Annotated in this window: 26 protein-coding genes, 1 tRNA gene and 3 pseudogenes; 13 read left to right on the top strand and 17 right to left on the bottom strand. The window is 43.9% G+C overall.

The features are described 5' to 3' along the window. Positions 1 to 347 precede the first annotated feature (347 nt). The gene (locus tag F6K64_RS31340; protein WP_229414242.1) at positions 348 to 818 is read right to left on the bottom strand and encodes a thermonuclease family protein; all 471 of its coding nucleotides are present in this window, start codon (positions 816 to 818) and stop codon (positions 348 to 350) included. A 76-nt stretch (positions 819 to 894) separates the two neighbouring features. Continuing rightward, on the bottom strand, positions 895 to 1263 hold the full coding sequence (locus tag F6K64_RS31335; RefSeq protein WP_008178059.1) for a 2Fe-2S iron-sulfur cluster-binding protein: 369 nt from the start codon (positions 1261 to 1263) through the stop codon (positions 895 to 897). 84 nt (positions 1264 to 1347) lie between these two features. Here F6K64_RS31335 and F6K64_RS31330 point away from each other — a divergent pair. From F6K64_RS31330 to F6K64_RS31320, 4 genes and pseudogenes are all read left to right on the top strand, one after another. Further along, positions 1348 to 1434 (top strand) — tRNA-Ser (locus F6K64_RS31330). Next, positions 1386 to 1598: pseudogene (locus tag F6K64_RS38540) on the top strand (hypothetical protein); the annotation flags it as partial. The gene F6K64_RS31330 and the pseudogene F6K64_RS38540, both read left to right, overlap by 49 nt. Then, entirely contained in the window at positions 1523 to 1699 is a 177-nt protein-coding gene (locus tag F6K64_RS31325; RefSeq protein ID WP_353815269.1) for a hypothetical protein, read from the top strand. The pseudogene F6K64_RS38540 and the gene F6K64_RS31325, both read left to right, overlap by 76 nt. 174 nt (positions 1700 to 1873) lie before the next feature. Further along, positions 1874 to 2560, top strand: coding sequence for a carbonic anhydrase (locus F6K64_RS31320; protein WP_008178055.1), 687 nt, complete (start codon positions 1874 to 1876; stop codon positions 2558 to 2560). Between the two features lie 411 nt (positions 2561 to 2971). Here the strand turns inward: F6K64_RS31320 and F6K64_RS31315 are convergent, their stop codons facing one another. Then, the gene (locus tag F6K64_RS31315) at positions 2972 to 3145 is read right to left on the bottom strand and encodes a hypothetical protein (protein ID WP_154659642.1); all 174 of its coding nucleotides are present in this window, start codon (positions 3143 to 3145) and stop codon (positions 2972 to 2974) included. A gap of 235 nt (positions 3146 to 3380) precedes the next feature. Between F6K64_RS31315 and F6K64_RS31310 the strand changes: the two genes are divergently transcribed. Next, the gene (locus F6K64_RS31310; RefSeq protein ID WP_008178053.1) at positions 3381 to 3800 is read left to right on the top strand and encodes a DUF29 family protein; all 420 of its coding nucleotides are present in this window, start codon (positions 3381 to 3383) and stop codon (positions 3798 to 3800) included. 214 nt (positions 3801 to 4014) lie between these two features. Next, on the top strand, positions 4015 to 4170 hold the full coding sequence (locus tag F6K64_RS31305) for a hypothetical protein (protein ID WP_154659641.1): 156 nt from the start codon (positions 4015 to 4017) through the stop codon (positions 4168 to 4170). Between the two features lie 6 nt (positions 4171 to 4176). Here F6K64_RS31305 and sbcC read toward each other — a convergent pair whose 3' ends face one another. Further along, entirely contained in the window at positions 4177 to 7197 is a 3021-nt protein-coding gene (sbcC, locus tag F6K64_RS31300; protein ID WP_008178050.1) for an exonuclease subunit SbcC, read from the bottom strand. 164 nt (positions 7198 to 7361) lie between these two features. Here sbcC and F6K64_RS31295 point away from each other — a divergent pair, with 164 nt between their 5' ends. Both F6K64_RS31295 and F6K64_RS31290 read left to right on the top strand, forming a co-directional pair. After that, complete coding sequence (locus F6K64_RS31295; RefSeq protein WP_165691872.1) at positions 7362 to 7505, top strand: hypothetical protein; 144 nt, start codon at positions 7362 to 7364, stop codon at positions 7503 to 7505. A gap of 131 nt (positions 7506 to 7636) precedes the next feature. Further along, on the top strand, positions 7637 to 8236 hold the full coding sequence (locus F6K64_RS31290; RefSeq protein WP_008178048.1) for a hypothetical protein: 600 nt from the start codon (positions 7637 to 7639) through the stop codon (positions 8234 to 8236). Positions 8237 to 8362: 126 nt separating this feature from the next. Here the strand turns inward: F6K64_RS31290 and F6K64_RS31285 are convergent, their stop codons facing one another. The 7 genes from F6K64_RS31285 to F6K64_RS31255 form a co-directional block, all read right to left on the bottom strand. After that, positions 8363 to 10102: a DUF3685 domain-containing protein gene (locus F6K64_RS31285; RefSeq protein ID WP_008178046.1), complete on the bottom strand. Its 1740-nt coding sequence runs from the start codon at positions 10100 to 10102 to the stop codon at positions 8363 to 8365. 282 nt (positions 10103 to 10384) lie between these two features. After that, a complete protein-coding gene (locus tag F6K64_RS31280) occupies positions 10385 to 10981 on the bottom strand; it encodes a hypothetical protein (protein WP_193374684.1) in 597 nt (198 codons plus the stop codon). Positions 10982 to 11527: 546 nt separating this feature from the next. Next, positions 11528 to 11752 carry a hypothetical protein gene (locus F6K64_RS31275; RefSeq protein ID WP_287267422.1) on the bottom strand — a complete coding sequence of 75 codons (225 nt, stop codon included), beginning with the start codon at positions 11750 to 11752 and terminating at the stop codon, positions 11528 to 11530. Next, entirely contained in the window at positions 11734 to 12630 is an 897-nt protein-coding gene (gene fabD, locus F6K64_RS31270; RefSeq protein ID WP_008178043.1) for an ACP S-malonyltransferase, read from the bottom strand. The genes F6K64_RS31275 and fabD overlap by 19 nt, the downstream gene beginning before the upstream one ends. An 81-nt stretch (positions 12631 to 12711) precedes the next feature. Then, positions 12712 to 12858, bottom strand: a complete 147-nt coding sequence (locus F6K64_RS31265) for a hypothetical protein (RefSeq protein WP_008178041.1) — start codon at positions 12856 to 12858, stop codon at positions 12712 to 12714. 69 nt (positions 12859 to 12927) lie between these two features. Beyond that, positions 12928 to 13140: a hypothetical protein gene (locus F6K64_RS31260; protein WP_131827278.1), complete on the bottom strand. Its 213-nt coding sequence runs from the start codon at positions 13138 to 13140 to the stop codon at positions 12928 to 12930. A 141-nt stretch (positions 13141 to 13281) separates the two neighbouring features. Further along, positions 13282 to 14997, bottom strand: coding sequence for a VWA domain-containing protein (locus F6K64_RS31255; RefSeq protein ID WP_008178039.1), 1716 nt, complete (start codon positions 14995 to 14997; stop codon positions 13282 to 13284). A 283-nt stretch (positions 14998 to 15280) separates the two neighbouring features. Between F6K64_RS31255 and upp the strand changes: the two genes are divergently transcribed. Beyond that, positions 15281 to 15916 (top strand): uracil phosphoribosyltransferase, encoded by a 636-nt coding sequence (gene upp / locus F6K64_RS31250; RefSeq protein WP_008178037.1) that lies wholly within the window; start codon positions 15281 to 15283, stop codon positions 15914 to 15916. 92 nt (positions 15917 to 16008) lie between these two features. On the opposite strand, the pseudogene F6K64_RS31245 reads toward upp, so the two are convergent. Beyond that, positions 16009 to 16179, bottom strand: a pseudogene (locus F6K64_RS31245) (helix-turn-helix domain-containing protein); the annotation flags it as partial. A gap of 852 nt (positions 16180 to 17031) precedes the next feature. Between F6K64_RS31245 and F6K64_RS31240 the strand changes: the two are divergent. The 4 genes and pseudogenes from F6K64_RS31240 to F6K64_RS31225 all read left to right on the top strand — a co-directional run bounded on the left by F6K64_RS31240 (position 17032) and on the right by F6K64_RS31225 (position 20206). Beyond that, positions 17032 to 17298, top strand: coding sequence for a hypothetical protein (locus tag F6K64_RS31240; protein WP_008178035.1), 267 nt, complete (start codon positions 17032 to 17034; stop codon positions 17296 to 17298). A gap of 95 nt (positions 17299 to 17393) precedes the next feature. Further along, a pseudogene (locus F6K64_RS31235) lies at positions 17394 to 17822 on the top strand (CHAT domain-containing protein). Positions 17823 to 18065: 243 nt separating this feature from the next. After that, entirely contained in the window at positions 18066 to 19325 is a 1260-nt protein-coding gene (locus F6K64_RS31230; protein ID WP_287267420.1) for a glycosyltransferase family 4 protein, read from the top strand. Positions 19326 to 19840: 515 nt separating this feature from the next. Beyond that, complete coding sequence (locus tag F6K64_RS31225) at positions 19841 to 20206, top strand: hypothetical protein (RefSeq protein ID WP_143764181.1); 366 nt, start codon at positions 19841 to 19843, stop codon at positions 20204 to 20206. Between the two features lie 143 nt (positions 20207 to 20349). On the opposite strand, the gene F6K64_RS31220 is transcribed toward F6K64_RS31225, so the two are convergent. The 5 genes from F6K64_RS31220 to F6K64_RS31200 form a co-directional block, all read right to left on the bottom strand. Next, positions 20350 to 20475 (bottom strand): hypothetical protein, encoded by a 126-nt coding sequence (locus tag F6K64_RS31220; protein ID WP_287249629.1) that lies wholly within the window; start codon positions 20473 to 20475, stop codon positions 20350 to 20352. Further along, positions 20462 to 21055 (bottom strand): RNA polymerase sigma factor, encoded by a 594-nt coding sequence (locus tag F6K64_RS31215; protein ID WP_008178027.1) that lies wholly within the window; start codon positions 21053 to 21055, stop codon positions 20462 to 20464. Before F6K64_RS31215 ends, F6K64_RS31220 begins: the two co-directional genes overlap by 14 nt. A gap of 334 nt (positions 21056 to 21389) precedes the next feature. Further along, on the bottom strand, positions 21390 to 21785 hold the full coding sequence (locus tag F6K64_RS31210) for a hypothetical protein (RefSeq protein WP_008178024.1): 396 nt from the start codon (positions 21783 to 21785) through the stop codon (positions 21390 to 21392). 541 nt (positions 21786 to 22326) lie between these two features. Beyond that, positions 22327 to 23313, bottom strand: a complete 987-nt coding sequence (locus F6K64_RS31205) for a cysteine synthase A (RefSeq protein ID WP_008178022.1) — start codon at positions 23311 to 23313, stop codon at positions 22327 to 22329. Between the two features lie 118 nt (positions 23314 to 23431). Further along, on the bottom strand, positions 23432 to 24070 hold the full coding sequence (locus F6K64_RS31200; RefSeq protein WP_008178020.1) for a peroxiredoxin: 639 nt from the start codon (positions 24068 to 24070) through the stop codon (positions 23432 to 23434). Positions 24071 to 24344 lie beyond the last annotated feature (274 nt).

Genomic DNA, 24344 nt, shown 5'->3' with positions numbered 1-24344 from the left:
TATTTTATTCAAAAGTAACTCAACTAGCTTGGCCATCAGCCGTAAGCAGTCAGCGGTCAGCTGTCAGCTTATTTTATTCAAAAGTAACTCAACTAGCTTGGCCATCAGCCGTAAGCAGTCAGCGGTCAGCTGTCAGCTTATTTTATTCAAAAGTACCTTAACTAGCATGGCCATCAGCAGTCAGCGGTCAGCGGTCAGCTTATTTTATTCAAAAGTACTGATTGCAAGTAGCCCATAGGCTGATAACTGATAGCTGATAACTGATAGCTGATAGCTAATTGCTGATAGCTGATAGCTGATAGCTGATAACTGATGGCTGATAGCTGATGACTAATAACTAATAACCACTAAGGATTTTGACGGCGAAATTCTGCTGGTGTCAAGCGCAAAGGCTGATCTGGGTTCCAAATCCCATAGCCCATAATTCTGGCATATTCTTGAGCATGGGCTATTTTATCATCATATTTGTTATTAGGAACTAGGGGTGAAGCTAAGGCACAGCCCTGAGCTACCAACTGCTCATTGACCAACACACCATCTAGCCATACATAGGCTAACCAGCGGCTATAGCGGTCTTTTTCCTCGACATCCAGCTCCAAAATAACCGATTGTTGATCACTAGTTTCACTGAGGATCTTCTTTAAGCAGGTTTTTGCCTGATCTCCCCAAGGCTTTTGTTTCCAGCTTGGTGCCTGAATACCAATCATCCGGATTCTTGCCATTAATGGTGGATCTTGATTGGTGATCAACACATCCACCGTGTGTCCACTGATCACCTTTTGCACTTGAGCTTCAATCTGGTTGGGGACATTTGTCAATTGGCATCCCCCGAGCAAGAGCAGAAAGCAACTAAGGAGGCTCCCCGCTCTACTGTACCTCTGCTTGGCTAGTTTCCTAATCCTCATCCAGTGGCAGCCCAAACCGAACCTTACCTTTAGCAAAATATCGACCGAACTGAAGTTCATACACTTCATCTTCATCCTGAGTCTCTACCTCTAGGTCTGACCGGGGATAACTCACACACAATAGAGCATAGCCTTGTTCCCGCAATTGTGGAGATAGTCCCATGGCTTCCGGTTGGTAGACTTTTCCAGCCAACACTCGCACTGCGCAAGTGGTACAAGCTCCATTGCGGCAGGCAAAGGGTAGCTCCACACCCTGGTTTTCTGCGGAATGCAAGATATAGCGGTCAGTTGGCACGTTTACCTTGTGCTTAGCACCAGTTTGGCGATTATGAATCTGAATGGTGTACGATTGAGTCATTGACTTCCTATATAATTTTCTGTATAATCAGAAATCGGGCGATGAGTTGAAAAAGATTCAAAGCTCTAACTGAATACTTTACCTGGAGAGGTGGCCGAGTGGTTGAAGGCGCAGCACTGGAAATGCTGTTTAGGGGCAACTTTAACGAGGGTTCGAATCCCTCCCTCTCCGTAGCAATTCAATCAATACTATCAGTATGCTGGCGTGAGCATTCAGCAGTCAGCGGTCAGCGGTCAGCGGTCAGCGGTCAGCGGTCAGCATTCAGCGGTCAGCGGTCAGCGGTCAGCATTCAGCGGTCAGCGGTCAGCGGTCAGCATTCAGCGGTCAGCGGTCAGCGGTCAGCATTCAGCGGTCAGCGGTCAGCGGTCAGCATTCAGCGGTCAGCGGTCAGCGGTCAGCAGACCTAACAGAGATTAAACCAATACTTACCTGGTAAGCCTATGCCCTACGCGCATAAGCTGATAGCTGATAGCTGATAGCTGATAACTGATAGCTGATAGCTGAATGCTGAATGCTTACCGAAATACAAACCTAAAAGTCATTTAAGACCGCTATTGCCTATAAAATTATTGAAGATCCCAATTATAGAGCATCTAGCTGTAAGCCTGAAATGAAGCAGTTGATTCAAGGTCTGCATCAATTCCAGACCAATTACTTCGAGACCCACCGAGACCTATTTGAGTTACTGTCTCACGGGCAGCATCCCAGAGTACTATTCATCACCTGTTCAGATTCTCGCATTGACCCGAGTCTGATTACTCAAACTGAGCCTGGTGAAATGTTCATCATCCGCAATGCCGGGAATATCATACCGCCTTATGGAGCAAGTAATGGGGGTGAACCAGCAGCAGTAGAGTATGCTATTTATGCCTTAGGCATTAATGAAATTGTCGTATGCGGTCACTATCGCTGTGGAGCGATGAAAGGTTTACTGAAAATCGACAAGCTAGAAGAGGACATGCCAGCCGTTTACCAATGGCTCAAGCATGCCGAAGCCACTCGCCGGATTATCAAAGAACACTATCAAGACTATGAAGGTGATGAACTCCTGAATGGGGCGGTGGAGGAAAACGTCCTTAACCAACTACAAAATTTACGTACTTACCCAGTTATTCAATCTCGACTCAGAAGTGAGGAAATTCGGCTTCATGGCTGGGTCTATAAGATAGAAACGGGAGAGGTTCTGGAATATAGTCCACTGCAAAAGCAGTTTTTACCCCCTCAAACCCAGTTTTCAAGAGGAGCATGGATAACACCTCAGCAGCAAGCAAGAATTTATAAAGGTTCTCCGGAATAAACTCTAAACTAAGTAATAATAAACCAGAAAAAAAGTAGATGCAACCCTGATTAGAGGTGCTATAATCCAATTAGCGTCATTTGTACTCTTAGCCTGTGGTAAACTGTTGTCAGTAAGTCGTCAACAGTTTACAGCCAACAGTTAAATCAGCTTCTTAGTTTACAACAACCTTTTTGCAACCCTATGTGTAGATGCCCTGATAGTTGATTCCCGTTGGACTAGTTATCGTCCTACCGTCTTTCTAACGTTAGTCAACAAAAGACCCGAAACTAGCTCGTTTATAACAGCCTCTATACTGCCGGGATTTTGGTTGAGATATTACTATAGTAGAAGCTATTTCAAGATTAAAATAACCGTACAATTGCGGAATTAGTTGAATAGCCTAATTGGAGACATTGGGCAATTTTACGGTTATTTTGGTAATGGGTAATGGGTTAAGGGGAGTAGGGAATCGGGAGTAGGGAGTAGGGAGTAGGGAATCGGGAATCGGGAATCGGGAATCGGGAGTCGGGAATCGGGAGTCGGGAATCGGGAGTTGGAAATCGGGAGTTGGGAGTCGGGAGTCGGGAATTGAATGTAGTTCATAAGTAAGTATTCCGCTCTCAGCTATCAGCTATCAGCTGAGTAAAACGAGCAGGGATTTTCAAGCAGCCGTACCAGCACCCCCCAGCTTGTTTACTACCTCCCGTTGATGAGCTGACGGCTGACGGCTGTTCGCGTAGCGTGCGCGTAGCGCATTAGCTGAATGCTTACAAACTATCTTTGGTTATTCCAGTATTAGTCGCGACGGGTCAATTTAAAAGCGGAGGAATAATAGCCAATGGAAGAATTAATGACTCTAAAGGAATTGCTCTACGAAGGCAAAATCCCTGAAGCCCTGGAACTGATTGAAGAATTGGAGGAGATGAGCAAATCGGATAAACTGAATAAACTATTTAGTTACGGAATTATTCTGCTGTTACATCTAATTAAAAAAGCTGCTGAGAAACGAACGACTAAATCTTGGGAAGTATCAATCCGCAATGCGGTTAAACAAATTCAACGGACTAATAAGCGCCACAAGGCTAAAGGAACTTATCTAACCGAAGAGGAATTATTAGAAACTTTAGAAGATGCCTATGAATCCGCTCTAGATCGAGCCTCATTAGAAGCATTTCAAGGAACTTATGAAGCTGAAGAAATTGCTAAAATGGTGGAGCGCGAGGAAATTATAAAAACAGCAATGGATTTGATTTTGTAGGGCTATCAGCTTAAGCGCTACGCGCACGCTACGCGAACAGCCGTCAGCAATCAGTTATTAGCTATAGCGCTAGGCAATAGGCAAGAGGCAATAGGCAAGAGGAACCCACCCCTAACCCCTCCCAGGAGGGGAAGGCAAGAGGCAAGAGGCAATAGGCAATAGCTTACTAGAACAGCTTTTGCTACTTGTATCAATGTCCTAACTTTAATGCGTAGTGCTATATCAGTTATTAGCAATCCATGTAGGAATTGTTATAATTATTGATGCCCTATTCCCTATTCCCTATTCCCGACTCCCGACTCCCGACTCCCGACTCCCGACTCCCGACTCCCGACTCCCGACTCCCGACTCCCTTTGCTACAAATATTAGCATTGATCACATGGTCAAACTTAACTGAGAGCCAAGGGATGTCTTAGATACTTCAATCCTGGTCTGAAAGGCTTCTTTAAACTGAGGCATATGAGTCACGGTTAGAATACAAGCAAAATCGGATGCGATCGCATTAATTGCTGCAATCAATCGCTCACACCCCTCGGCATCTTGGGTGCCAAACCCCTCATCCACAATCAACATTTGCAACGATGTTCCTGAGCGTTGGGCCAACAGTTGTGCTAATGCCAGACGAATGGCAAAATTAATCCGAAATGCTTCACCACCGGAATAGGTTTCATAAGGTCGAGTACCAGTGGCATCAGCAATTAAAATATCTAAGGTATCAATCAGCTTAGTTTTTTTCTTAGAAGACCGACTCCCGGCCTTTTGGGTCACAATTTGGATGTGTAACTGATTCCCAGTCAGTCTAGCCAAAATTTGATTGCTTTGGGCTTCTAGTTGAGGCAAAATATTCTCTATCATTAGAGCCTGGATGCCATTTTTGCCAAATGCGATCGCTAATTCCTGATACACCCGATATTGCCGCTGGAGTTGTTGGAGCTTTTCGAGTTGCTGTTGATACTGACTTTGCAGGGATTCCAGTTGCTGCAACCGTTGTTGGAGACGCCCCTGCTGGGATAGTTGTTTATCCATTTGCTGTCGGCGCTGCTTCATCCCCTGTTCTAAAGCTTGGAGGTCTCTAGTGACATCAGGACTTTGTTCCATTTGCTTGACAATGTCCTCAATTTGTGTATTAACCTCCTTGAGATTAGAGCGTCTGCTCTGGAGGGTTTGAGTTAGGCTTGCCAAGCGTTGACCGACTTGGGGCTGTTGCTCTTGGGCAGTTTGTAATTCCTGATAAGGCAGTTGCCAAGATTGGGCTTGACGCAACGAGGCTCTAACCTGATTATGAGCATCCAAGTTATAGCCAATCTCAGCTATGTATCGATCCAGCTGATCCAATTGCTGCTTCAACGGGGAATTGGTTTGTAACTGATGCACTGAGGCTTGAAGAGTATCCAGCTTTCGAAGCAGCTGTGGTTTCTGGGCATCAATTTTTTTCTGACGCCGCCTTGCTTCTTCTAGCTTAGCCGAGTGGATTTCAGCCCAGCGCCAGCGGTCTACTTCCCCCCGTGCTAGAGCATGGGTTTGTTCATCGTAGTTGAGCTGTTGGATTCGGAGGTCGAGTTGCCTGAGTTCTTCGTGTAATTCTACCCCATAACCAGGAATACTAAGGGATTGTTGCAGTTCTTTCTTTTCCTCTGATACTTCATAGAGTCGGTCGTAAACTTCGTCAGTGGCTTCTAGTTGTGCTGCTAGTTGTCCCCGTTGTTCTAGCAACTCTTCATAAGGAGAGAGTTGTTTGGAAATTTGGGAGTATTCATGGCGCAACACCTGAAGTTCTCGTTCACAAACTGTTAGCTGCTCTCGTACTACCCAGAATTGATCTTGAACATCCTTGTGCTCAGCAGTAGTTTTCTGAATCACCCGGTCAGAATGGGCTGCATCTAGAGGCTGCTCGCATAAGGGACAAACCGCGTTCTGAACTTGCAGCAATTGGATTTTTTGGGTCAGTTCCCCCAGTAATTTTTCATAGCGACGTTGGTTTTCGTGGAGGCGTTCTCGAAAGCCTCGACGTTCTAGTCCTTTGTCCTGTAACCGAGACAGGTAGACCCGCTTTTTCTCTAATTCCCCAAGTTCAGCCTCTAACTGCAGTGCGGCCTGTCTCAGCTGAGGTGTTGTTGCTACTTGCTGGGATAACTGTTTTTCAGAAGAAACCAGTTCTTCTAATTTGGCACTGAGTCTGGCTTGAACCCGGTCAAGTTCGCTTTGGATAGACCCACGACGTTGCAACAAGGGAGAGACTTCTAGTTGTAAATTATCTAGCTGCTTGAGCCGTTCACGAACTTGCTTAAGTTGTGCGAGGGCTGTAGCCACTTGCCCTGAACGGGAGAGGGTATCTTGAATCTCTTGCTCTTGAGTACCCAAGGCTTCTAGTTGAGCTTGGATATCACGGATTTGCAGATTAAGTTGATTAATTTGTTGATCGAGCTGCTGTTGGAGTTGTTGTCGTTGCTGTTGCGCTTTCTGATAAGTCTGTAATTTGGCGGCAAGACTTTCTTCAAGTTCTTGTAGCTGGAGGTATTCGGCATAACCAGCAGTAATTTGTTGGTCTTGAGAGAGTAGTTCAGAAAGTTGTTGTTGTTGAGCAACAGCAGTAGCAATGTCTTGTTGTATGCGATCGCAATCTTGAGTGAGATTGAGATATTGTGTCCTAACAAAGTTCAGCTGTTGTTCCCAGCTATTCCGCTGATGTCCGATCGCTTGTAGTTTTTTGAGTTGTTGGGCGTCTTGGTCTTGGTCTTGTTGCAGCTGGTGTAAGGCAGTTTCCAGGGTAGCTGTTTCCTGTGCGATCGCATCCCGTTCTCCCAGTTGTTCCTTAATACCCTGCAAACTTTGCTCTAGCTGTTCTACTTGACCTTTCAACTGCTTTGACAAATCCTTGGCCTGGTCTGCCAATTTTTCGTATTGGTCTAGTTTGAGCAAATCTGCCAGAATTTGTTTCCGTTCACTGGGACGCCTGACCATAAACTCATCAGCTCGACCTTGACGCAGGTAAGAGGAGTTGATAAAGGTATCGTAATCTAGCTTCAGATTCGCTATTATTAATAATTGAGTTGCTCGTACTCCTTTCTGGGTTAAAGACTTAAAACCATTTGGTGTTTCCACTTGAAACTCTAGGGAAGTCCCCTGTTTCCGATGGCGAGTCCGAATAATTCGATGGGTTTGTTGATTATTTTGAAAAATAAAGTCAACTCGGACTTCCTTCGCCCCAGTATGGATGATATCGTTTTCCGAAGCAACACGGCTTTGTCCCCAAATCGCCCAGGTAATGGCTTCTAGCAGGGACGATTTCCCGGCTCCATTCTGACCACAAATACAGGCAGTGTGAAGACCCCGAAAGTCTAGAGTTGCGTCGCGGTAGCTGAGGAAGTTTTTTAGAGTTAGTTGGATCGGAATCATCTAGGTTCCACAAGCCTCACACCGTTAATACTTTCACGCATCAGTATAAACACACACTTTGCATAGTGTAACGACGTATATATCAGTTTTCTAGGTCTTGAACACTCATTTTTACAAAAGTTAATAAATACTCAGTAAGCAAAAATTCTTAGCTAGACCGTCATTTGTCAGCGGTCAGCGGTAAGCAGTCAGTGGTCAGTGGTCAGCGGTCAGCGGTCAGTGGTCAGTGGTCAGTGGTCAGTGGTCAGTGGTCAGTGGTCAGTGGTAAGCCGTCAGCCGTTGGCCAATGGCTGAGAGCTGAGAGCTGAGAGCTGAGAGCTGAGAGCTGAGAGCTGAGAGCTGATTTGGGGGTAACCATGTTCCATGGGGAACTCGATCAGGCGTACTATTAATCTAAGTAGGATTAATCTAATCGGATACCGAAACTAGGGTAAACATTATGTCAAAAGCTACGGTGCAATATACAACCAAGGATTTAAAGGAACTCGGCTTCATCGTTGAAGTCCCAGGCAGAACCGACAATGCTAAAAACAGAGCCAAAGCTATCCAAGAGATTCAACGGCGCATGGAAGACTCAGAAGACACTACGGTCAATGAGGATAGCTTTGCCGATGGCTTAAGTGCTGACGATTTGATTTTAGTTGAGCCACTAGCTACCGGTAGTACAGATGGTGAGGAAGCAGAGATTATTCAGTCAGTAAAAGCGATCGCATCTTTAGCAAGTTTAAGGGTCAACTTGGAACAAGCTTACCAACAAGCGGTGGAATTACGGCCAGTGATCGAAGCCTTATTTTCCCCAGACCCCCTGACACCGGAACATATGAAACTGGCAACGGATAGAAATTTTGCCAAAACCTTAACAAAATTTGCTGAAGCCAAAGCAGCTCACGATCAGTATTTGCCCATTGCCAAAGAGGCTTGGGAAATATTAGAACCCGCTTTGCCACCATCTCAGCATCAAGCTAATCCTCTAGGCTCGGAAGTAGTAGAGCATACTCAGAGTAATGGCAAAAATGGTGTGGCTGTGAATGAGTCATGAAACCTATGCCTAAAGGCAGGGGCTTCTAAAATTGTTTTCTAAAATTGTTTAGGTGGGGAGGGTTGAATCAGTCCCAATGCCGGATGTCATGGTATTTTTTTACTTTCCCCTCTTCCCTGTCTTCCCCTATTTTCCACGTCCAGGATTTTTCCCAAACCTGGCCTCTTGGACGCTACTACCAATTCCCTGAATTACACCACGAACTACTAGACCAATACTTCTACCAAAGACTTGGGTCAACAGATACACCACGCCATTACCAATCCAAGTAACAGCCGCTTGCAGACGGGGAGAAAGAGCATCCCGTAGCTCATAGGCTAAAGTCACAGCTAGCTGAAAACCTCGCAACTTTTCTAATTCTCGACGTCGGGGAGCATAGATACTAGTTTGTTTAATGCCAGTGTCAGTTAGGATAAATAAATCATATCGACTCTCGAAAATTGCTTGTGGCTCACCAAATAGTTGATCTTGGCGATATCGCCAGGATAGATTATTGCGAAATCGGGCTATTTCCCGGGATGACATTAGATTTTTATGATAAAAATTTACCTTAATAACTTCTACATCTGCCAATTGATTTAATAACGGTTGAATCACCCCATTAGCAATTTGGATAATTAAATTGTCCAGGAGAAATTCTGACCGTTGAATTGCTTCGGGGGTCTGGGCAGGATAGGAGACATTATCAATTACTAATGATTTCTCAAATAGCCGATGAGCTAATAAGTCAATAACTAGAGGAATTTTATCAATAATTTCCTTTTTTACGATGGGATAGTTACCCAGCAAAATAGTGACAACTTCTAGTTGTGTATTGTCCGTGTACAAGGTATAATACTTGCCGAAGAAATCTGTGATTGATGCTTCCCACAGATCTTTCAGAATCAGCTGTTGCTTCTGAGGTAAATGTTCCAGTTTTACTTCAGACAAGCGCAAATCTTCAACAAGTGCTTCAAAGGTTTGGAAGACTAAACCAAGTAACTCTGCTCTTTTCTCTACTTGGAGAATGTCAATTTCTAGGGGAACACCAGAGAGGTTGGATAAACCGGATTGAAGTTTTACCATTGTCCGCTCAAATGTTCGCTCAAATGTTCGATCAACTAGTGGTGCCTTAGGGCTAAGCTGGGATTGAGCCCTTGGCGCAACAGTCAGTGAGCTTTCCGGTTTAGGCATTGGAACTAAGGAACTCTCCCGTGACGGTTCCACCAGAATGATGCTAGCAGGTAATAGCTGATCCGCCAGCCAACGGGCTACCAATAGTTCTCGACGGCGTCCAGTCCAAAACAGCCAATCCCAATTGGAAAGACGAGGATTTTGCAGCTGACTATTGACCTGGGCTAAAGCTGCTTCAAATTGTTGGAATCCTGAGTTACGCCACTGTTGATACCAGGGAGCAAAACCTGCACCTTTATAGGATATAGTAGGTAAGTTAGACAGTGTCTGCCAATAGGATTGACCCTCAATAATTTGACCAATGGCTTCAAGAATGGTAGCGATCGCTACTCCTTTGGGGCAGTACCCATTTACACCCAATGCTTGAGCTGCTGCTAGCACGGTGGGTTTAGATTCCCTGGTCAGTAGTAAGATTGGCAAGTTAGGGTACTCCTGCTGTAATCGCTGACACAGTGGCAATCCTGATAAGGCTATCCCTTCACTTGAATTAGGGGGACCCAAAGCTAGTTCCAAAATTGCCACATCCACGGAGTTGGTCGCCTCTAGTGCCGCTAATCTTGATAGGGCTTCTGTGCCAGTATCAGCCTCAGCTACAACTAGCAGCTCCTCGAAGGCTTGCAAGGCAGTCGTGAGACCCAATCGGAATACTGGGTCATCATCAATCAGAAGGATATGAGTTATGCGATCGCTCATATGGAGATAGCCTATAGGAAATCGCTCATGGCTAAAGCCTGTAAACCAATGAACTCTATGAACAATTAGCCATTTACGCTAGCATAACATTACCTTTTCTGGCTTGGTGGCTGACGAACCGACCCGCCGGAGCAGGAATCCAGGTTAATTGTTAATTGTTAATTGTTAATTGTTAATTGTTAATCGTTAATTTAAAATTATTAATTCTCAATTAACGATTAACGAAATTTGATAATAACTGTTCAGATTAAATCAGTTCACCGCCCAATTCTTGGTCTTTGCTTAGGCTTGTGGTTGTAGCTGTTCGTGTGATTGAGCTAGCTGTTGCTGTAGCTGTTCCTGTGATTGGGCTAGCTGTTGCTGTAGCTGCTCCTGTAGTTGTTCCTGTGATTGGGCTTCTAGCTGTTCGTGTGATTGAGCTAGCTGCTCCTGTAGTTGTTCCTGTGATTGGGCTTGTACTTGTTCCTGTCGCTGTTCCTGTGCTTGTACTTGTAGTTGTTCCTGTGCTTGTACTTGTAGTTGTGCTTTATCTGGTTTCGGTGCCTTGGGTTTTTTCTCAAATACTTGAATGCCTGGTTGCTCTACCCGAAACCCTTTGTTAATTTTGGCTCCCAGTTTGCCAGTAATAACAGCCACCCACATGGAATACATCTGATTAGCAGTGGTGATTTTTTTCCAAACTTTAGGTTTGACCTTAATCGTAAAAATCGTGCCATCACAATCAACACTAAATTCCTGCCAGCCGTTTTTAACAGTTTTTGCTGTCGGTAACTCGTTAATTTTGATAGTAATTTCCATTTTGCCATAAACTATTCCATTTTTTGGTTTTTTTATTTGAATGATTTCATCCGCTTTGTGAATACTCATTATTTCAAGCATCGGCAACTCCTTTGGTAATAAAAGTGATTTGTTTTAGGAATATGGTTAAGAAAATATAGCGCTTTTTAAGCTAGTAAGGTACAAGTTTTTGAGTAAGCATATGCGCTACGCGCACGCTGCTTGAGGTGCCGTCAGTAGTCAGTGGTCAGTGGTCCCTGAAAGCTGAAAGCTGAATGCTGAAAGCTGAATGCTGACATTTCCCCTAACCGAAACCCCTTGGGTCAAGGTGTTAGACTGGTCAGGGGTAACTCAGCACAAGTCAGTTTAGTGGCCATAAGGAAACAGTGGTTGATCTTTTGTCTAGAGACCACCAATCCAGAGACCTTTTCGAGCCATCGAAGGTCAACTGACTTACTTATTTACTCTGTGATTTTGCATTTTCTCATATTTTTATGATTTCAAAAGCGACTGCATCAAGAATGTTAGGTAAGTTTGAAAAACTCAAAAAAACCTAATGGTTCTGGATTTGATCGATATGCGATCGCATAAGCGCGGAAGCTGAGGCCGTAGGCCACGCTACGCGAACGCTTCATCGCGCTCCTGACATCATGTCCGGATAATTACCCTTAATAAAAATCTCGCCACACGCCCCACACTTGCCACACGCCCCACACTTGCCACACGCCCCACACTTGCCACACTTGCCATCCCTACACCTTGGTAATTATTGGCCGAATTCCACCAAAGCGGCGCGTCAAATAGGATTGCGCCGCCATCCAAGACATGAATCAGATCGAGGTTAGGGCTTCGAGTTAGCCTACTGCTAAGCATTGCTGCAGATCAGCAATGCTATTAACGTTTTCTAAACTTAACTCCGGACACATCCGTTTAATTAAGCCAGTCAGCACCTTACCTGGTCCGACTTCCACTACTTTCTCAATTCCTTCCACTGGTAGCCTCAGAGAAATTTCTCGCCATCGTACTGAACCAGTAATTTGAGACTGGAGTTGATGTTTTAAGGTAGCTGCCTCGACCGTGGGTACAGGGTCCACATTCGATAATACTGGTACCTGGGCGTCAGTAAAGGGGACAGACAGCAAGAGTTCCTGGAACTGAGCCGCTGCTTCAGCCATTAAGGGAGAATGAAAGGCACCGGACACTTTTAGAGGAACAGCCCGTTTGACTTTAATCTGACTCAGCAAATCCTGAACTGCTGTTGGTTTACCTGAAATTACCACTTGAGCAGGACTGTTATCATTAGCAATAACAACATCCTGTATCTGCTCGATTTTTTCTTCAAGTTCTGGGCGTTTGAAGCCAATCAGAGCAACCATCATGCCTTCAGTTGCACTATCCATCAATTTAGCCCGATGTTGGACTAGGCGTAGCCCTGCCTCAAAGTTAAATACCCTGGCAGTGTAGAGGGCAACATATTCTCCCAAGCTGTGACCCGCTAGTAGATGGGGTCGTTCCCCTTGTTCCATGAGCAGATCAGCCAGGATACTCTCAACTACGTATAAGGCAGGTTGAGTGTAGAGGGTTTGAGATAACTGATCGGACTCCCCTTGACAAATATCTAGGACAGACCAGCCTAAAATTTCCTCAGCTTGCTTAAACTTAACCTTTGCAGAGGGCAGGTCTAATAAGTCTACTCCCATACCTGGTACCTGAGAACCTTGTCCGGGAAACACCCATGCAGTCTTTATCATTTATTAATTATTTATTGGTCGTCAAGAATCAATTATCTGCTATTGCTGTACAATTTGGTGGTCTTATGGATTTGAATTATCTCAGGTGCCCTGAGTGCTGAGTGCTGAGTGCTGAGTGCTGAGTGCTGAGTGTTGATCCGGTTTACCCTGATTTATCTGGTGCTTATTGCTACCGATGGAGAGCAATACTTTGGTAAACGGTGGCAACATCTGGGTGATTGGAACCATGGGCAATAAATTCTTGGAGGATAATATCGGTAGAATAAGGCGGCTGGTAAACTGAGCACAACACTTACCCTAAATCAGGATACTACAGTAGCTCGGTATAAACCGGAAAGCAACTACGAGTAGTACACCACCGACGTAAGCATTCAGCTGAGAGCTCTCAGCTAATGCGCTACTTGAGGTGCTTTTGAATAAAACAGGTACGCATTGGAATAATGCTGACCACTGAGCGCTGACCGCTGACCACTGAGCGCTGACCGCTGACCGCACCTCAAGTAGCACCATCTGTAGCGCATATGCTTACCCACCGACTAGCAAAGACATGGGATAAAACAGGGTAAGCTAAGTTTAATCATTGGCTGATCAACGATAGCTCTATAATTTAGAGCGACTCATTATCAATTAATCTGTCATAATTCATAATTTTTAAAACTCCAGTTTTAAATCTGCCATTAAGTTCAAAATAGTTGATGGATCCCCTTGACGGTAGTATCCCCAATTAAATTCAGCAATTTGTTCTAGTACTTTAGGATTAAACTCTCCTTCGTTACCGTAACCAATAGTGAAAAAGGCAATTCGATTATCGCTGGAAAAGCCACTTTTTTCCAGTTCTTGAGATAGTTGCTCAAGACGAAGCTTAGAATCAGAATCGTCGCCATCGGTCAAAATCACCACAGCATTAATGGCACGCTCTTGGTAATTCTTTTGTAACCAGTTACGGGCTTCGAGGGCAGCATCATATAACCGATTACCCCCGTCAGGGTTGAGATTAAGAATAAACGCCATAGCGCGATCGCGTTTTTGAGGGGTGCTATCTACCAATACTGGTGGACGAATCTCGGAATCAAAATCAATCAGGGCAATTTGTTCTGTTGGTCCTAAACTCTCGATGTATGCGCGCAAAGTCTTTTGAACCGCTGCTAATTTATTCCCCGACATAGAACCGGAAGAGTTTACCAACACCACCACTTGTGAGGGTTTTTTGGCAAATTCCTGCCAGGACTTGACCATTGCTGCCACTACCTCTGGTTGAGGGGAACTCAGGGAATCGTATCTGGCCTTGGAGTCAACACCAAATTGAGCAGAAAACTTGGCACCTAATGGCACTTCTGGTACACCTGGCCTTAAACCAAGTTCTGTGGCAATTTTTTGGACTTGGGGCGATCGCAAATAATCAATCACCTGTTGCCCAGCAGCCTTTTCCTGCCTACTCACCCAAGGGGCTTTGGGTAAAATTGCTCGCATATTGGAGGTAAAGGTTGCCTGGGGATACACGGCCTGATAGCGGCTTTGCCCAGCTTGCTGATGGGAATTTGCAGCAATTACTGAAGACTCGTACACTGAACCAATCGATGCCCAAAAAGAACCATTCTTTACCATGTCCTTTGCCAAGGAACTGCTAGAGACACCATAGCGAATCACTTTACTTTGTATCCCTTGGATCTGTGTCTGATAACGCTGCACATCTGCTACTGTTAATTGTTCTGGTCGTTTACCAGATACACTGGCAAATTGAACCACTAAGGTTTGTAAACCAGAATTGGAGCCAGTAGGAGCAGTGTGGACAAGGTGAATGGGCAATTGAGGGCTCTTGGGATCCAGTTCCTGGTGGGTTTTGGTATTCACCAAGGCTTTGTACAAATCCGGTTGCTGGCGTAATCCATCGGCTAATTCTGCCGATGTCATAAATACCATGGGGCTCTGGGCTAACAATGGTGCATCGGTAATCTCTCCGATGTAATCTCGCCCTGGGAAAATCTGATTGATCTGATCGATTAACTGACGATGATGGATTTCCCCATCCACCGAAACTAAGCTAGGAAATTCTGGCGCATTACGCTTAAGGCTACGGGATTTGAGTTGTTGCGCCAGGGATGTCAGACTAGTTACCACATCGCTACTACTTTTAGTGTCGCAGCTGAGAGAGAACCCCTTACCATTGGCTAATTTCGGCTGTTGTTGGTTAAATTGCTCCGCTGCTTGCTCGCAGAATTGCCCTAAAGCGCTACCGACTAAGAATTTGACCTCAAACCTTTGCTGGGTTATAAGGTTGGGTTTTCCCATGCAAGCTCCTAGAAAAAGCATACCCAACGCGGTGCTCAGGTGAGTTAGGCGCTGATAACTCAATAATTTAGTATTCATAATATAGAATTTTTAGTTGAGATGTAAACATAGGATTGATATAAAAAGGGAATAGGGAACAGGGAATAGGGAACAGCAGGAAATAGGAATATTTTTTGGTGTTATGATAAATCAGCCGGAAATGCTATATCATTATTTATGTGGCAATAATTAATGCGCTAATCACACTTTATCTAAAAATTAGCCATATACAAATTATCCACGCAACCGTTTATTTTTGAAATAGTCTCACATTCTGTTAAAGTCAAATAGGTCGCCACCAATCACTGATGATCAATCACTGATGATCAATAATGTCAAAGTAATTCACCATCCCCTTGTGCAGCATAAGTTAAGCCTGATGCGTCAGGCTGGAACGAGTACAGCCAAATTTCGTAAACTCCTTAAAGAAGTTGGGTTATTGTTGGCATACGAGGTAACAAGGGACTTGCCCCTAAAGTATGAACCAATCAATACACCAATCGCGCCGATGCTAGCTCCGATGCTGGCTTCAGAAAAGAAGATGGTGATTGTCTCGATTATGCGAGCCGGACAGGGTCTGTTAGATGGCATTCTAGAACTCATCCCATCGTCTCGTGTTGGTCATATCGGTTTGTATCGTGACCCCCATACCTTTGTGCCCATTGAATATTATTTCAAACTCCCTGATGATATGACTCAGCGAGATGTGTTGGTGGTTGATCCGATGTTAGCTACAGGTAATACTGCCATTGCTGCTGTTGACCGACTCAAGGAAGTTAGCCCGAAGTCAATTAAGTTTCTGTGCTTATTAGCAGCACAGCAAGGGCTTGACTATTTCCAACAGCACCATCCAGATGTAGTGATTTACACGGCGGCTATTGATCAAGAATTAGATCACCATGGCTATATTATTCCAGGACTTGGGGATGCAGGCGATCGCTTGTATGGTACGAAGTAATCTAATATAGCGCTACGGACAAGGCAAGAGGCAAGAGGCAAGAGGCAAGAGGCAAGAGGCAAAAGTTTACTATAGTATTATGGAAATGTCTTTTGCTCCTGATTCAACTTAGGTTTTCTGCCCCTACCTTTTTGATTATATATTCCTCTTATTTTTTGATATTCCCATCTATTTAACCAGTTATATATAGTTTTTCGATTGACTCCAAATAGTGACGTTAATTCATTGATATAAAACTTTTGATAACTCAACAATATACATTTATAGCAGTCGCCAGGGCAGTTAGGACATGACAAAAGTCTCAAACTACAGTTTGGCTTGAGTTTAACTTCTGACTTCTGACTTCTGACTTCTGCTATAGCTCTGTCTCTCACTTGCGGTGCGAGGGTGAATCTCAGTTTTGCAATTAGGCAAAACTGAGATTCACCCTACACGATGGAGAGCAGTATCTAGTGGAAAAATACAATATTTCCGTGTCTCTAGGGTTGCAACTGCTAGATCCACAACCGTTACCGAAAAAATTGGGTTTAAAGCCCCGTCCTTATAGGAGACGCGCGCCTCAGAGTTAAGAAGCATTTATTGGGAGCAGGCTATGAGCAAAAGGGTTAAAACTTATTAATTAAGGCTTCTTAACTCTTACGGTAACTTCTAGAGACGGCTTTCTTTTTGGGAGCATCCTAATTTGGCACGTTAGCTCTTTTTAGGGGGCTGAAACCCTTGAAATATCGTTGCTTTGGGTAATATTGTTTCCAAAATGGGATGCTCCCTTCTTTTTCAGCTAAAACTTGACAGTTTTCACAGAGCGTGTTATAATAAAAACCCTTACAATAAACTAAAAAGCTAGATAAATACTATCTAAAAATAAGTAGATAACGTAAAAAATATGTATGAGATACGTATTGCGTAATTTGGTCTAACGACTACAACGTCTATGAAAAACTTAGATAAAAAAGTATCTGTCTATTCATCTAAAAAAGGTACGGTGGGGCACACCGAAACCATTATCTAGGATCTAAACGCTTGGGGAGATTTGTCCTCTACTTTTTCTGACTCCGGTTTGAAAGAGCCACGACGAGTCATAGAGCCAAGAATCCCCGCTCATAAGCGGGCGGGGAGTGTCAAGAAAAGAGAAATTTAGTATAATTGCTGGGGGATTGAGTGAAGCTCGTCAAGGCTTTAAAGCTTTACCAGGGGTGAAGCAGAAAATTGAGCAAATTGCTAAAAGCTTGAACCCAGACTCAGTCATGCTCAATCAAGAATTCACTAGCGAGAGAGTGTCTAAGAGGATATCTCCCAAGTTTTTTGATACTGAATTTTGCCCCCCTGACCCCCCAAGCGAGCAATCCCTCGCTTGGGGGGAACAAGAGTCAATTTGCTTCTAAAAGTCCCCCAGAATTGGGGGACCAACGGGGGCTTGGATGTAGCAAATGAGACTTCTCAGACAACCTCTAAGGAAATAACTACTAAAACCTCCAATGTGATACACTTAGCAACTCATGGTCAGTTTAGCTCCAAAGCTGAGGAGACCTTTATACTAACCTGGGAAAATAAAATTAATGTCAAAGAATTAGAGCAACTGCTGCGTAGTCAACAATTGTTGGGAGAAGACCAAATTGATTTACTCGTTCTTAGTGCTTGTCAAACTGCTAAAGGGGATGATCAAGCCATGTTAGGGTTAGCGGGTTTTGCGATTAAATCGGGAGCGCGTTCTACCTTAGGGACATTGTGGAAAGTGCGTGATGACTCCACTGCTATGTTCATCAACAAGTTTTACTAATACCTAAAACAGCCAGAAATTACGAAAGCAGAAGCGGTCAGGAAAGCCCAACTAGATTTGATTGGGGATACCAAGTTTAACGAACCTCTGTTTTGGGCACCTTTTATTCTGGTGGGTAATTGGTTGTAAGGGGAATAGGGAGTAGGGAGTAGAGAGTAGGGAACAGAAAGGGGTTAAGTAACGTTAATTTTTTTAAAAAAGTCAACAAAAATTATAGCGTTGATCGCACTTATGATGTAAAGTATTTGTTTTGAGGATGATTCCCTTAAAATTATAATTACTATTGCCTTATATAGCATTTACAAATAGCTCATACTTAATTCTTAATTCTTAATTCTTAATTCTTAATTCTTAATTCTTAATTCTTTCCTTATGAGCCAGTTGTTGGTTAATCTCTCGATTCTATTTTCCCAACCCACGGGTATTGCTAACTATGCCGCTAATCTTTTTCCTTATTTAAAACCTCTCGACCCTACTCTACTGATTTCTCCCACTGCGTCTAGCCGTTTCTGTAGTGCTACTACCTACACTTGCTACCCAATTCCAGGGAATTTAAGCCCTGAACAAGGCACGAAAGGACATTTTCGCCGTCTGTTGTGGACTCAGTTTCAACTGCCGCGAATTTATAAAAAATTGCGAACGCATCTTTTGTTTTCTCCAGTTCCAGAAGCTCCCCTCTTTACCAATTGCCGCTATGTGGTAATGGTTCATGATTTGATTGGGTTACGGTTTCCCCAGGGTTTCTCACCCTTAACTACCTACCAACGCTACTATATCCCCCAAGTTCTTGGTCAAGCAGAACACATCATCTGTAACTCTAGGGCTACTGCTAGAGACCTTACTGACTTCTTCGAGATTCCAGCCGCAAAAATCACCCCGATCTTACTGGCTTACGATGCCAATCACTATTATTATCAGGACTTACGCAAGTGCCCCCTAAATCCCCCAATTCTGGGGGACTTTGACATCATTACCCCCCAGAATTGGGGGGCAGGGGGGCAAAACCAACTAAATTTCGTAAGTCCTAATTATGTGGATACAGTAGATGGTGAAAAAGATCGGGAAAACCGGGAAAATTGTCCCTATTTTCTCTACATCGGACGCCCAGACCCCCACAAAAACCTCCATCGGCTGATTGAGGCTTTCGCTGGTCTAGCCAATTGCCACGACTACCAACTCTGGATTGCTGGCGCAACGGATAAACGCTACACACCATTGCTGGAAGCCCAAGCGGAACAACTGGATATATCCAGTCAGGTCAAATTCCTGGGATATGTTCCTCAGCACCAGTTACCGACCATGATTAGAAATGCGATCGCATTTGTATTCCCCAGTCTTTGGGAAGGCTTCGGTATCCCTGTATTAGAGGCAATGGCTTGCGGTACTCCTGTAATTACAGCCAATCTCTCCTCCTTACCCGAAGTAGCTGGAGATGCCGCTATCTTAATCAATCCTTACAACCCTGAGGAAATCACAGCAGCCATGGCAGCAGTAGCAACCGATTCTCAAATGCGATCGCATCTTCGTATGGCAGGTCTTGCTAGAGCCAGTGAATTTAGTTGGCAAAAAACTGGGCAAGCTACGGTAGAGATTCTAACTCATATAGCAAAGGGAACAGGGAATAGGGAATAGGGAACAGGTTATCAGGTTGAAGGTTATCAGGTTGAAGGTTATCTGGTTGAAGGTTATCAGGTTGAAGGTTATCAGGTTGAAGGTTATCAGGTTGAAGGTTATCAGGTTGAAGGTTATCTGGTTGAAGGTTATCTGGTTATCAGGTTATCAGGTTATCAGGTTATCAGGTTGAAGGTTACAGGTTACAGGTTAGCTGGTTACAGGTTAGCTGGTTATTAAACCTTCAACCTTGTCAACATTCAACCTTCAACCTCTTCAACATTCAACCTTCAACCTGATTAACATTCAACCTCTTCAACATTCAACCTGATCAACCTCAACCTTCAACCTTCAACCTGATCAACCTTAAACCTTCCACCTTTACCCTTCAAGCTTCATGGTTGCTTCACAAAAAACCTCTGAGATATAAAGCTTTTGTAAAATTCCTTGGATTCTTGTCCTAATTACAGCAAAAATCTCACTAATGTAGTGAAGCCCAATCAAGACTGAAGCCCAATCAAAGTAACCAGTGTGAGATGAACAGATTTTCTATGTACACGATCTCAACAGAAAGCCCAACCCAATCAAATCTACGCCGATTGGAACTATTGCTGGAGTATTGCCAACTGGCAGCGCGTCCAACTTTGTCTGTGTCAGACAGCAACCGTATGGCTGAGATCCTCGAACTAGCTGAAGCTGACCAAATCCTTAACCTGTTGATAGATAAAGCTGATCTAGTTATAGCTAAACAATTTAGCTGGCTGAGTGACAATGATATTGATACCTATAAAAACCAAATCGCTAAGTTAGAAGAGTATTTAGAAATCTTTGTTTCCCAGAAATCACCTAAGACCAGTGAAACTCTACGTCATAAATTTGCTTGTTTCACTGGAAATCTTTAAGAATAATCTAAGCTATCAGCGTGTCGCGTATCAGCTATCAGCGATTAGCGCTACGCGCACGCTACTTGAGGTGCTATCAGCTATCAGCTTATGGGCTACAGATGGTGCTACTTGAGGTGCTTTTTAATAAAATAAGCTGACGGCTAACGGCTAACGGCTGACAGCTGACGGCTGAACGCGCACCCGTGAGCTTTTAGCTGACGGCTGACAGCTGACGGCACCTCAAGTAGCGTGCGCGTAGCGCATATGCTTACTTCAGGATAAGCCATAGTCTTCGAGCATAGAGTTGTCGATATCAAAAAAATAATCTCTCAAAACTTTCCTCATACGCTGATATCGTTTTCGCAACGCTGTATTACTTGCCAAGTTCAGGCGTTCTTCAATTTCAATCCAGGACAATTCCTCCATGACTCGTAACACAAAAATATCAAAATCTAGAGGACTTACTAGTTGTCTAATATCTGACAGTATTTCCTTGACATATTGATCCGATAAATAATCGGAAGCATCATTAGAGCTAATCTGGTATTCTATAGAGCTAAATTCACGTTCTTTTTTCCAATGCTTTCCTTTCTTAGCAAAATGCTCTCTAATCACATTTAAGCAGGTTGTTCTTAGCCAAGCTGATGGATTTTCAATATGTTGTCCAGATTCAATTTTGCTAACTCCGCGAATATAGCTTTCAATAAATATGTCAAAGATATCAAATTTGTGTTCAAGATTGAACTGCTTTAGTCTAAATTCAATAAATGCAAACAATCCCGATTTATTTCTTTGGTTTAAAAGAGAATTAACAGCGGCATCAAATTGTTTACGATTAGGGGACTTTGGAGGTTTTCTAGGTTGCATCTAGTGTAGTTCCTCGGGAAAAATAAAAGCACATGATGCCCCTGACTTTCAATTGTATTTGATAAAACTTATCATCACTATTACTCACTTAGTGACGATTAAGTCTCGATTTGTGACATTGATAAGTAGGTAGGGTAAAATAAATTCATCAAGGGTATAACCATGAAACAATGAGGTTACCGAGCTGTGTTGCCAAATTGGCATAAAAAATCTTTCCATAGCGGTGTTTTAGTATGCCTCGCTACTTACATTTGTCCTTGCTGACCCTAATGACTATAGCCCTTGTGATCATCAAGGAATTACCACATCAGTAGTTGCCACATTAGTTGCCACATTAGTTGTAGGTGCCCATGGCGTGCCCTTGGGATGCTTGCTCCCAATTGCCTGTGCTTAGCTCCCAGTCAGAACTGCTGTAGACGTAAGTGATTCGGATATGGTCTAGGATTATGTAGAAGCAGGTAGATTTTAGCCAGTCTGAGGGGTCTTGAATATCTTGTCCAGATTCAATTTTGCTAACGCCACGAATACAGCCCTCAAAAAGTATCTGGCCTATATCAAGTTCCTGTTCAAGATTGAAGTACTTGAGTTGGCGTTTAATAAATGTATATACCTCAGAGTTTTCTTTTTGTTTCCAGCTAGAATCAACTACTGCATCAAATTTTTGACGATTAGGGGATTTTAGGAGGTCTTGGGTTTGCATCTGGTGTACTTCCTCTAGAAAAATCAACATACGAAGTTCAGGCTTCTTACTTCAGTTTTTCTTGAAGAAGCCTCATCATTATTCTTAATAAATAATGAGAATTAAGTCTTGATTTGTGACACTGATCTAGTTTGATCGGTCAGCTAACCCGCGACGCCCATGCTACACTTTCTGCAAACAGCTATCAGCCCCTAGGCCCCAGAGAGCGAAGGAGTAATGGTTCAAGTTATAACCAAAAGCTCAGTTGACTTGAGGTGTCTTTCCAAAGTGAAAAGCCTTGGCACCAGTGTGTGTAGGTGTCTTTTTAGGGACATCCGTGGTGCCTAGGTTGCTCAAGGTGCTGACAGAGCAAGGCTTGATATTGATCTATATCAATTACAATACCAAGTTTGCTGGCATCTGTGACAGTACTCGAAAGGGTACTTTTATTTGTTTTTATTTGTGTTAAGCTTAAAGATTAGTTAGTAATAAGTGTCAAGGATTTCTGTCTGCTCCCTGTTCCCCGTTTCCCGTTGCCATTGGCTGAATACTTACAAAGATGACTAGATTAATGACCCTTCAGCCTTTTTCCTCAAGAGCTGCAATCACCCACAGAAAGTCCTTTAGATACCAACCATTCCTGATTGAATAGCCGTGACTGATAACGACCACCGCCATCACAAAGTACAGTCACAATTGTATGACCAGGTCCCATTTGTTTAGCCAGAGCAACAGCAGCTCCGACATTAATCCCGACAGACCCTCCCATAAATAATCCATCCCGGCTCAGCAGCTGGTAAACTACCCGGAGACATTCGTGGTCATCAATTTGAATGGCATCATCAATGGGAGCCCCTTCCATATTCCCAGTAATACGGCTGTTACCGATACCTTCTGTAATAGAGTTACCTTCCGGTTTAATTTCACCGGTCTTGACATAACTGTATAAACCACTGCCCATGGGGTCAGCCACCACACATTGAAGGTTAGGATTTTTTTCTTTCAAATACATCGCTACCCCTGCATAGGTTCCACCTGTCCCAGTTGCTGAGACCCAAGCATCAATTTTCCCGTCAGTTTGCTGCCACAGTTCTGGCCCAGTAGTTTCATAATGAGCCTGTCGGTTTGCCAAATTATCAAACTGATTCGCCCAGATGGCATTATCCATCTCTTGGGCAATGCGTCCAGAAAGCTTTACATAATTATTCGGGTCTTTGTAGGGTACTGCTGGCACTGGGCGAACTTCAGCTCCCAGGGTTCTGAGGGTATCCATTTTTTCTTGGGATTGAGTTTCCGGGATAATAATCAGGCACTTGTATCCCTTAGCATTACAGATATGGGCTAGACCAATGCCCGTATTGCCAGCGGTTCCTTCAACAACTGTACCCCCAGGCTTTAGTAAGCCTTTTTCTTCTGCATCTTTAATAATATAGAGGGCAGCTCGGTCTTTTACAGAACCTCCTGGATTGAGAAACTCGGCTTTCCCTAGAATTTCACAACCCGTCTCTTCGCTAAAGCTGTTTAAGCGAATAAGTGGTGTATTACCAACTGTATCAACAAAACCTGCTTTGATATCCATTTAAATCAAGTTTAAATTACAAATTCTAAATTCTAAATTCTAAATTCTAAATTCTAAATTCTAAAGAATGAAGGATGAAGTATCCTTAATCCTTCATCCTTCAGACTAGATAATTATTTCACTTGTTCGGTTGGGGTGTCATCCGCAGATAGGGCTTAATTTCCTCATATCCTTTGGGAAACCGTTCCTTCAACTCTTCTGGATCTTTGATGGAGGGTACAATAACACAGTCACCCCCGTCTGTCCAGTTAACGGGAGTAGCAACTTTATAGTCATCGGTCAACTGTAGGGAGTCAATCACTCGCAGGATTTCGTCAAAGTTACGACCGGTGCTAGCAGGGTAGGTTAACACTAACCGCAATTTCTTCTGTGGGTCGATGACGAAAACAGAGCGTACGGTTAGGGTATTGTCAGCGTTGGGGTGGATCATATCGTAAAGGTCAGACACCTTTTTATCTGGATCCGCCAAAATCGGGTAGTTGACCGTTGTTGTCTGGGTTTCGTTGATATCTCCAATCCAGCCTTTGTGGGAGTCAACATCATCCACGCTCAAGGCTAGCACTTTAACATTGCGCTTCTCAAATTCGGGCTTGAGTTTAGCAACCATACCTAACTCGGTAGTGCAAACTGGGGTGTAGTCGGCTGGGTGAGAAAACAGCACCACCCAGCTATCTCCTGCCCATTCATACAAATTAATCTCCCCTTCGCTGGAATTCTGAGTAAAGTCGGGTACGGTATCCCCCAATCGTAGAGTCATGGCTAAATCCTGTTGCTATTTTTTCTTGTCAGGATAGTTATCGTGCCACAAAACTCAAGTTTATCGGTCAGCTTTTAGATCTATTTTAGGATTGGCTTAGGAATTCTTTATTCAGGGGTCAGCGGTCAGGGGTCAGCGGTCAGGGGTCAGCGGTCAGGGGTCAGGGGTCAGCGGTCAGGGGTCAGCGGTCAGGGGTCAGCGGTCAGGGGTCAGCGGTCAGGGGTCAGCGGTCAGGAAGAGGGGGGTGTAGGGAAAGAGTGGAGATCGCGGTGGT

It is taken from the genome of Moorena sp. SIO3A2 (assembly GCF_010672265.1).
GTDB lineage: Bacteria > Cyanobacteriota > Cyanobacteriia > Cyanobacteriales > Coleofasciculaceae > Moorena > Moorena producens.
The sequence above is the reverse complement of the archived record's forward strand: the minus strand, read 5'-3'. Positions and strand labels throughout refer to the sequence as shown.

Coding starts and splice junctions, on each gene's coding strand:
- F6K64_RS31335 (WP_008178059.1), bottom strand. CDS start 1,263: ATGACTCAATCGTACACCATTCAGATTCATAATCGCCAAACTGGTGCT.
- F6K64_RS31320 (WP_008178055.1), top strand. CDS start 1,874: ATGAAGCAGTTGATTCAAGGTCTGCATCAATTCCAGACCAATTACTTC.
- F6K64_RS31315 (WP_154659642.1), bottom strand. CDS start 3,145: ATGAACTACATTCAATTCCCGACTCCCGACTCCCAACTCCCGATTTCC.
- F6K64_RS31310 (WP_008178053.1), top strand. CDS start 3,381: ATGGAAGAATTAATGACTCTAAAGGAATTGCTCTACGAAGGCAAAATC.
- sbcC (WP_008178050.1), bottom strand. CDS start 7,197: ATGATTCCGATCCAACTAACTCTAAAAAACTTCCTCAGCTACCGCGAC.
- F6K64_RS31290 (WP_008178048.1), top strand. CDS start 7,637: ATGTCAAAAGCTACGGTGCAATATACAACCAAGGATTTAAAGGAACTC.
- F6K64_RS31285 (WP_008178046.1), bottom strand. CDS start 10,102: ATGAGCGATCGCATAACTCATATCCTTCTGATTGATGATGACCCAGTA.
- F6K64_RS31280 (WP_193374684.1), bottom strand. CDS start 10,981: ATGCTTGAAATAATGAGTATTCACAAAGCGGATGAAATCATTCAAATA.
- F6K64_RS31275 (WP_287267422.1), bottom strand. CDS start 11,752: ATGCTTAGCAGTAGGCTAACTCGAAGCCCTAACCTCGATCTGATTCAT.
- fabD (WP_008178043.1), bottom strand. CDS start 12,630: ATGATAAAGACTGCATGGGTGTTTCCCGGACAAGGTTCTCAGGTACCA.
- F6K64_RS31265 (WP_008178041.1), bottom strand. CDS start 12,858: ATGGTTCCAATCACCCAGATGTTGCCACCGTTTACCAAAGTATTGCTC.
- F6K64_RS31260 (WP_131827278.1), bottom strand. CDS start 13,140: ATGGTGCTACTTGAGGTGCGGTCAGCGGTCAGCGCTCAGTGGTCAGCG.
- F6K64_RS31255 (WP_008178039.1), bottom strand. CDS start 14,997: ATGAATACTAAATTATTGAGTTATCAGCGCCTAACTCACCTGAGCACC.
- upp (WP_008178037.1), top strand. CDS start 15,281: ATGATCAATAATGTCAAAGTAATTCACCATCCCCTTGTGCAGCATAAG.
- F6K64_RS31230 (WP_287267420.1), top strand. CDS start 18,066: ATGAGCCAGTTGTTGGTTAATCTCTCGATTCTATTTTCCCAACCCACG.
- F6K64_RS31225 (WP_143764181.1), top strand. CDS start 19,841: ATGAACAGATTTTCTATGTACACGATCTCAACAGAAAGCCCAACCCAA.
- F6K64_RS31220 (WP_287249629.1), bottom strand. CDS start 20,475: ATGGCTTATCCTGAAGTAAGCATATGCGCTACGCGCACGCTACTTGAG.
- F6K64_RS31215 (WP_008178027.1), bottom strand. CDS start 21,055: ATGCAACCTAGAAAACCTCCAAAGTCCCCTAATCGTAAACAATTTGAT.
- F6K64_RS31210 (WP_008178024.1), bottom strand. CDS start 21,785: ATGTTGATTTTTCTAGAGGAAGTACACCAGATGCAAACCCAAGACCTC.
- F6K64_RS31205 (WP_008178022.1), bottom strand. CDS start 23,313: ATGGATATCAAAGCAGGTTTTGTTGATACAGTTGGTAATACACCACTT.
- F6K64_RS31200 (WP_008178020.1), bottom strand. CDS start 24,070: ATGACTCTACGATTGGGGGATACCGTACCCGACTTTACTCAGAATTCC.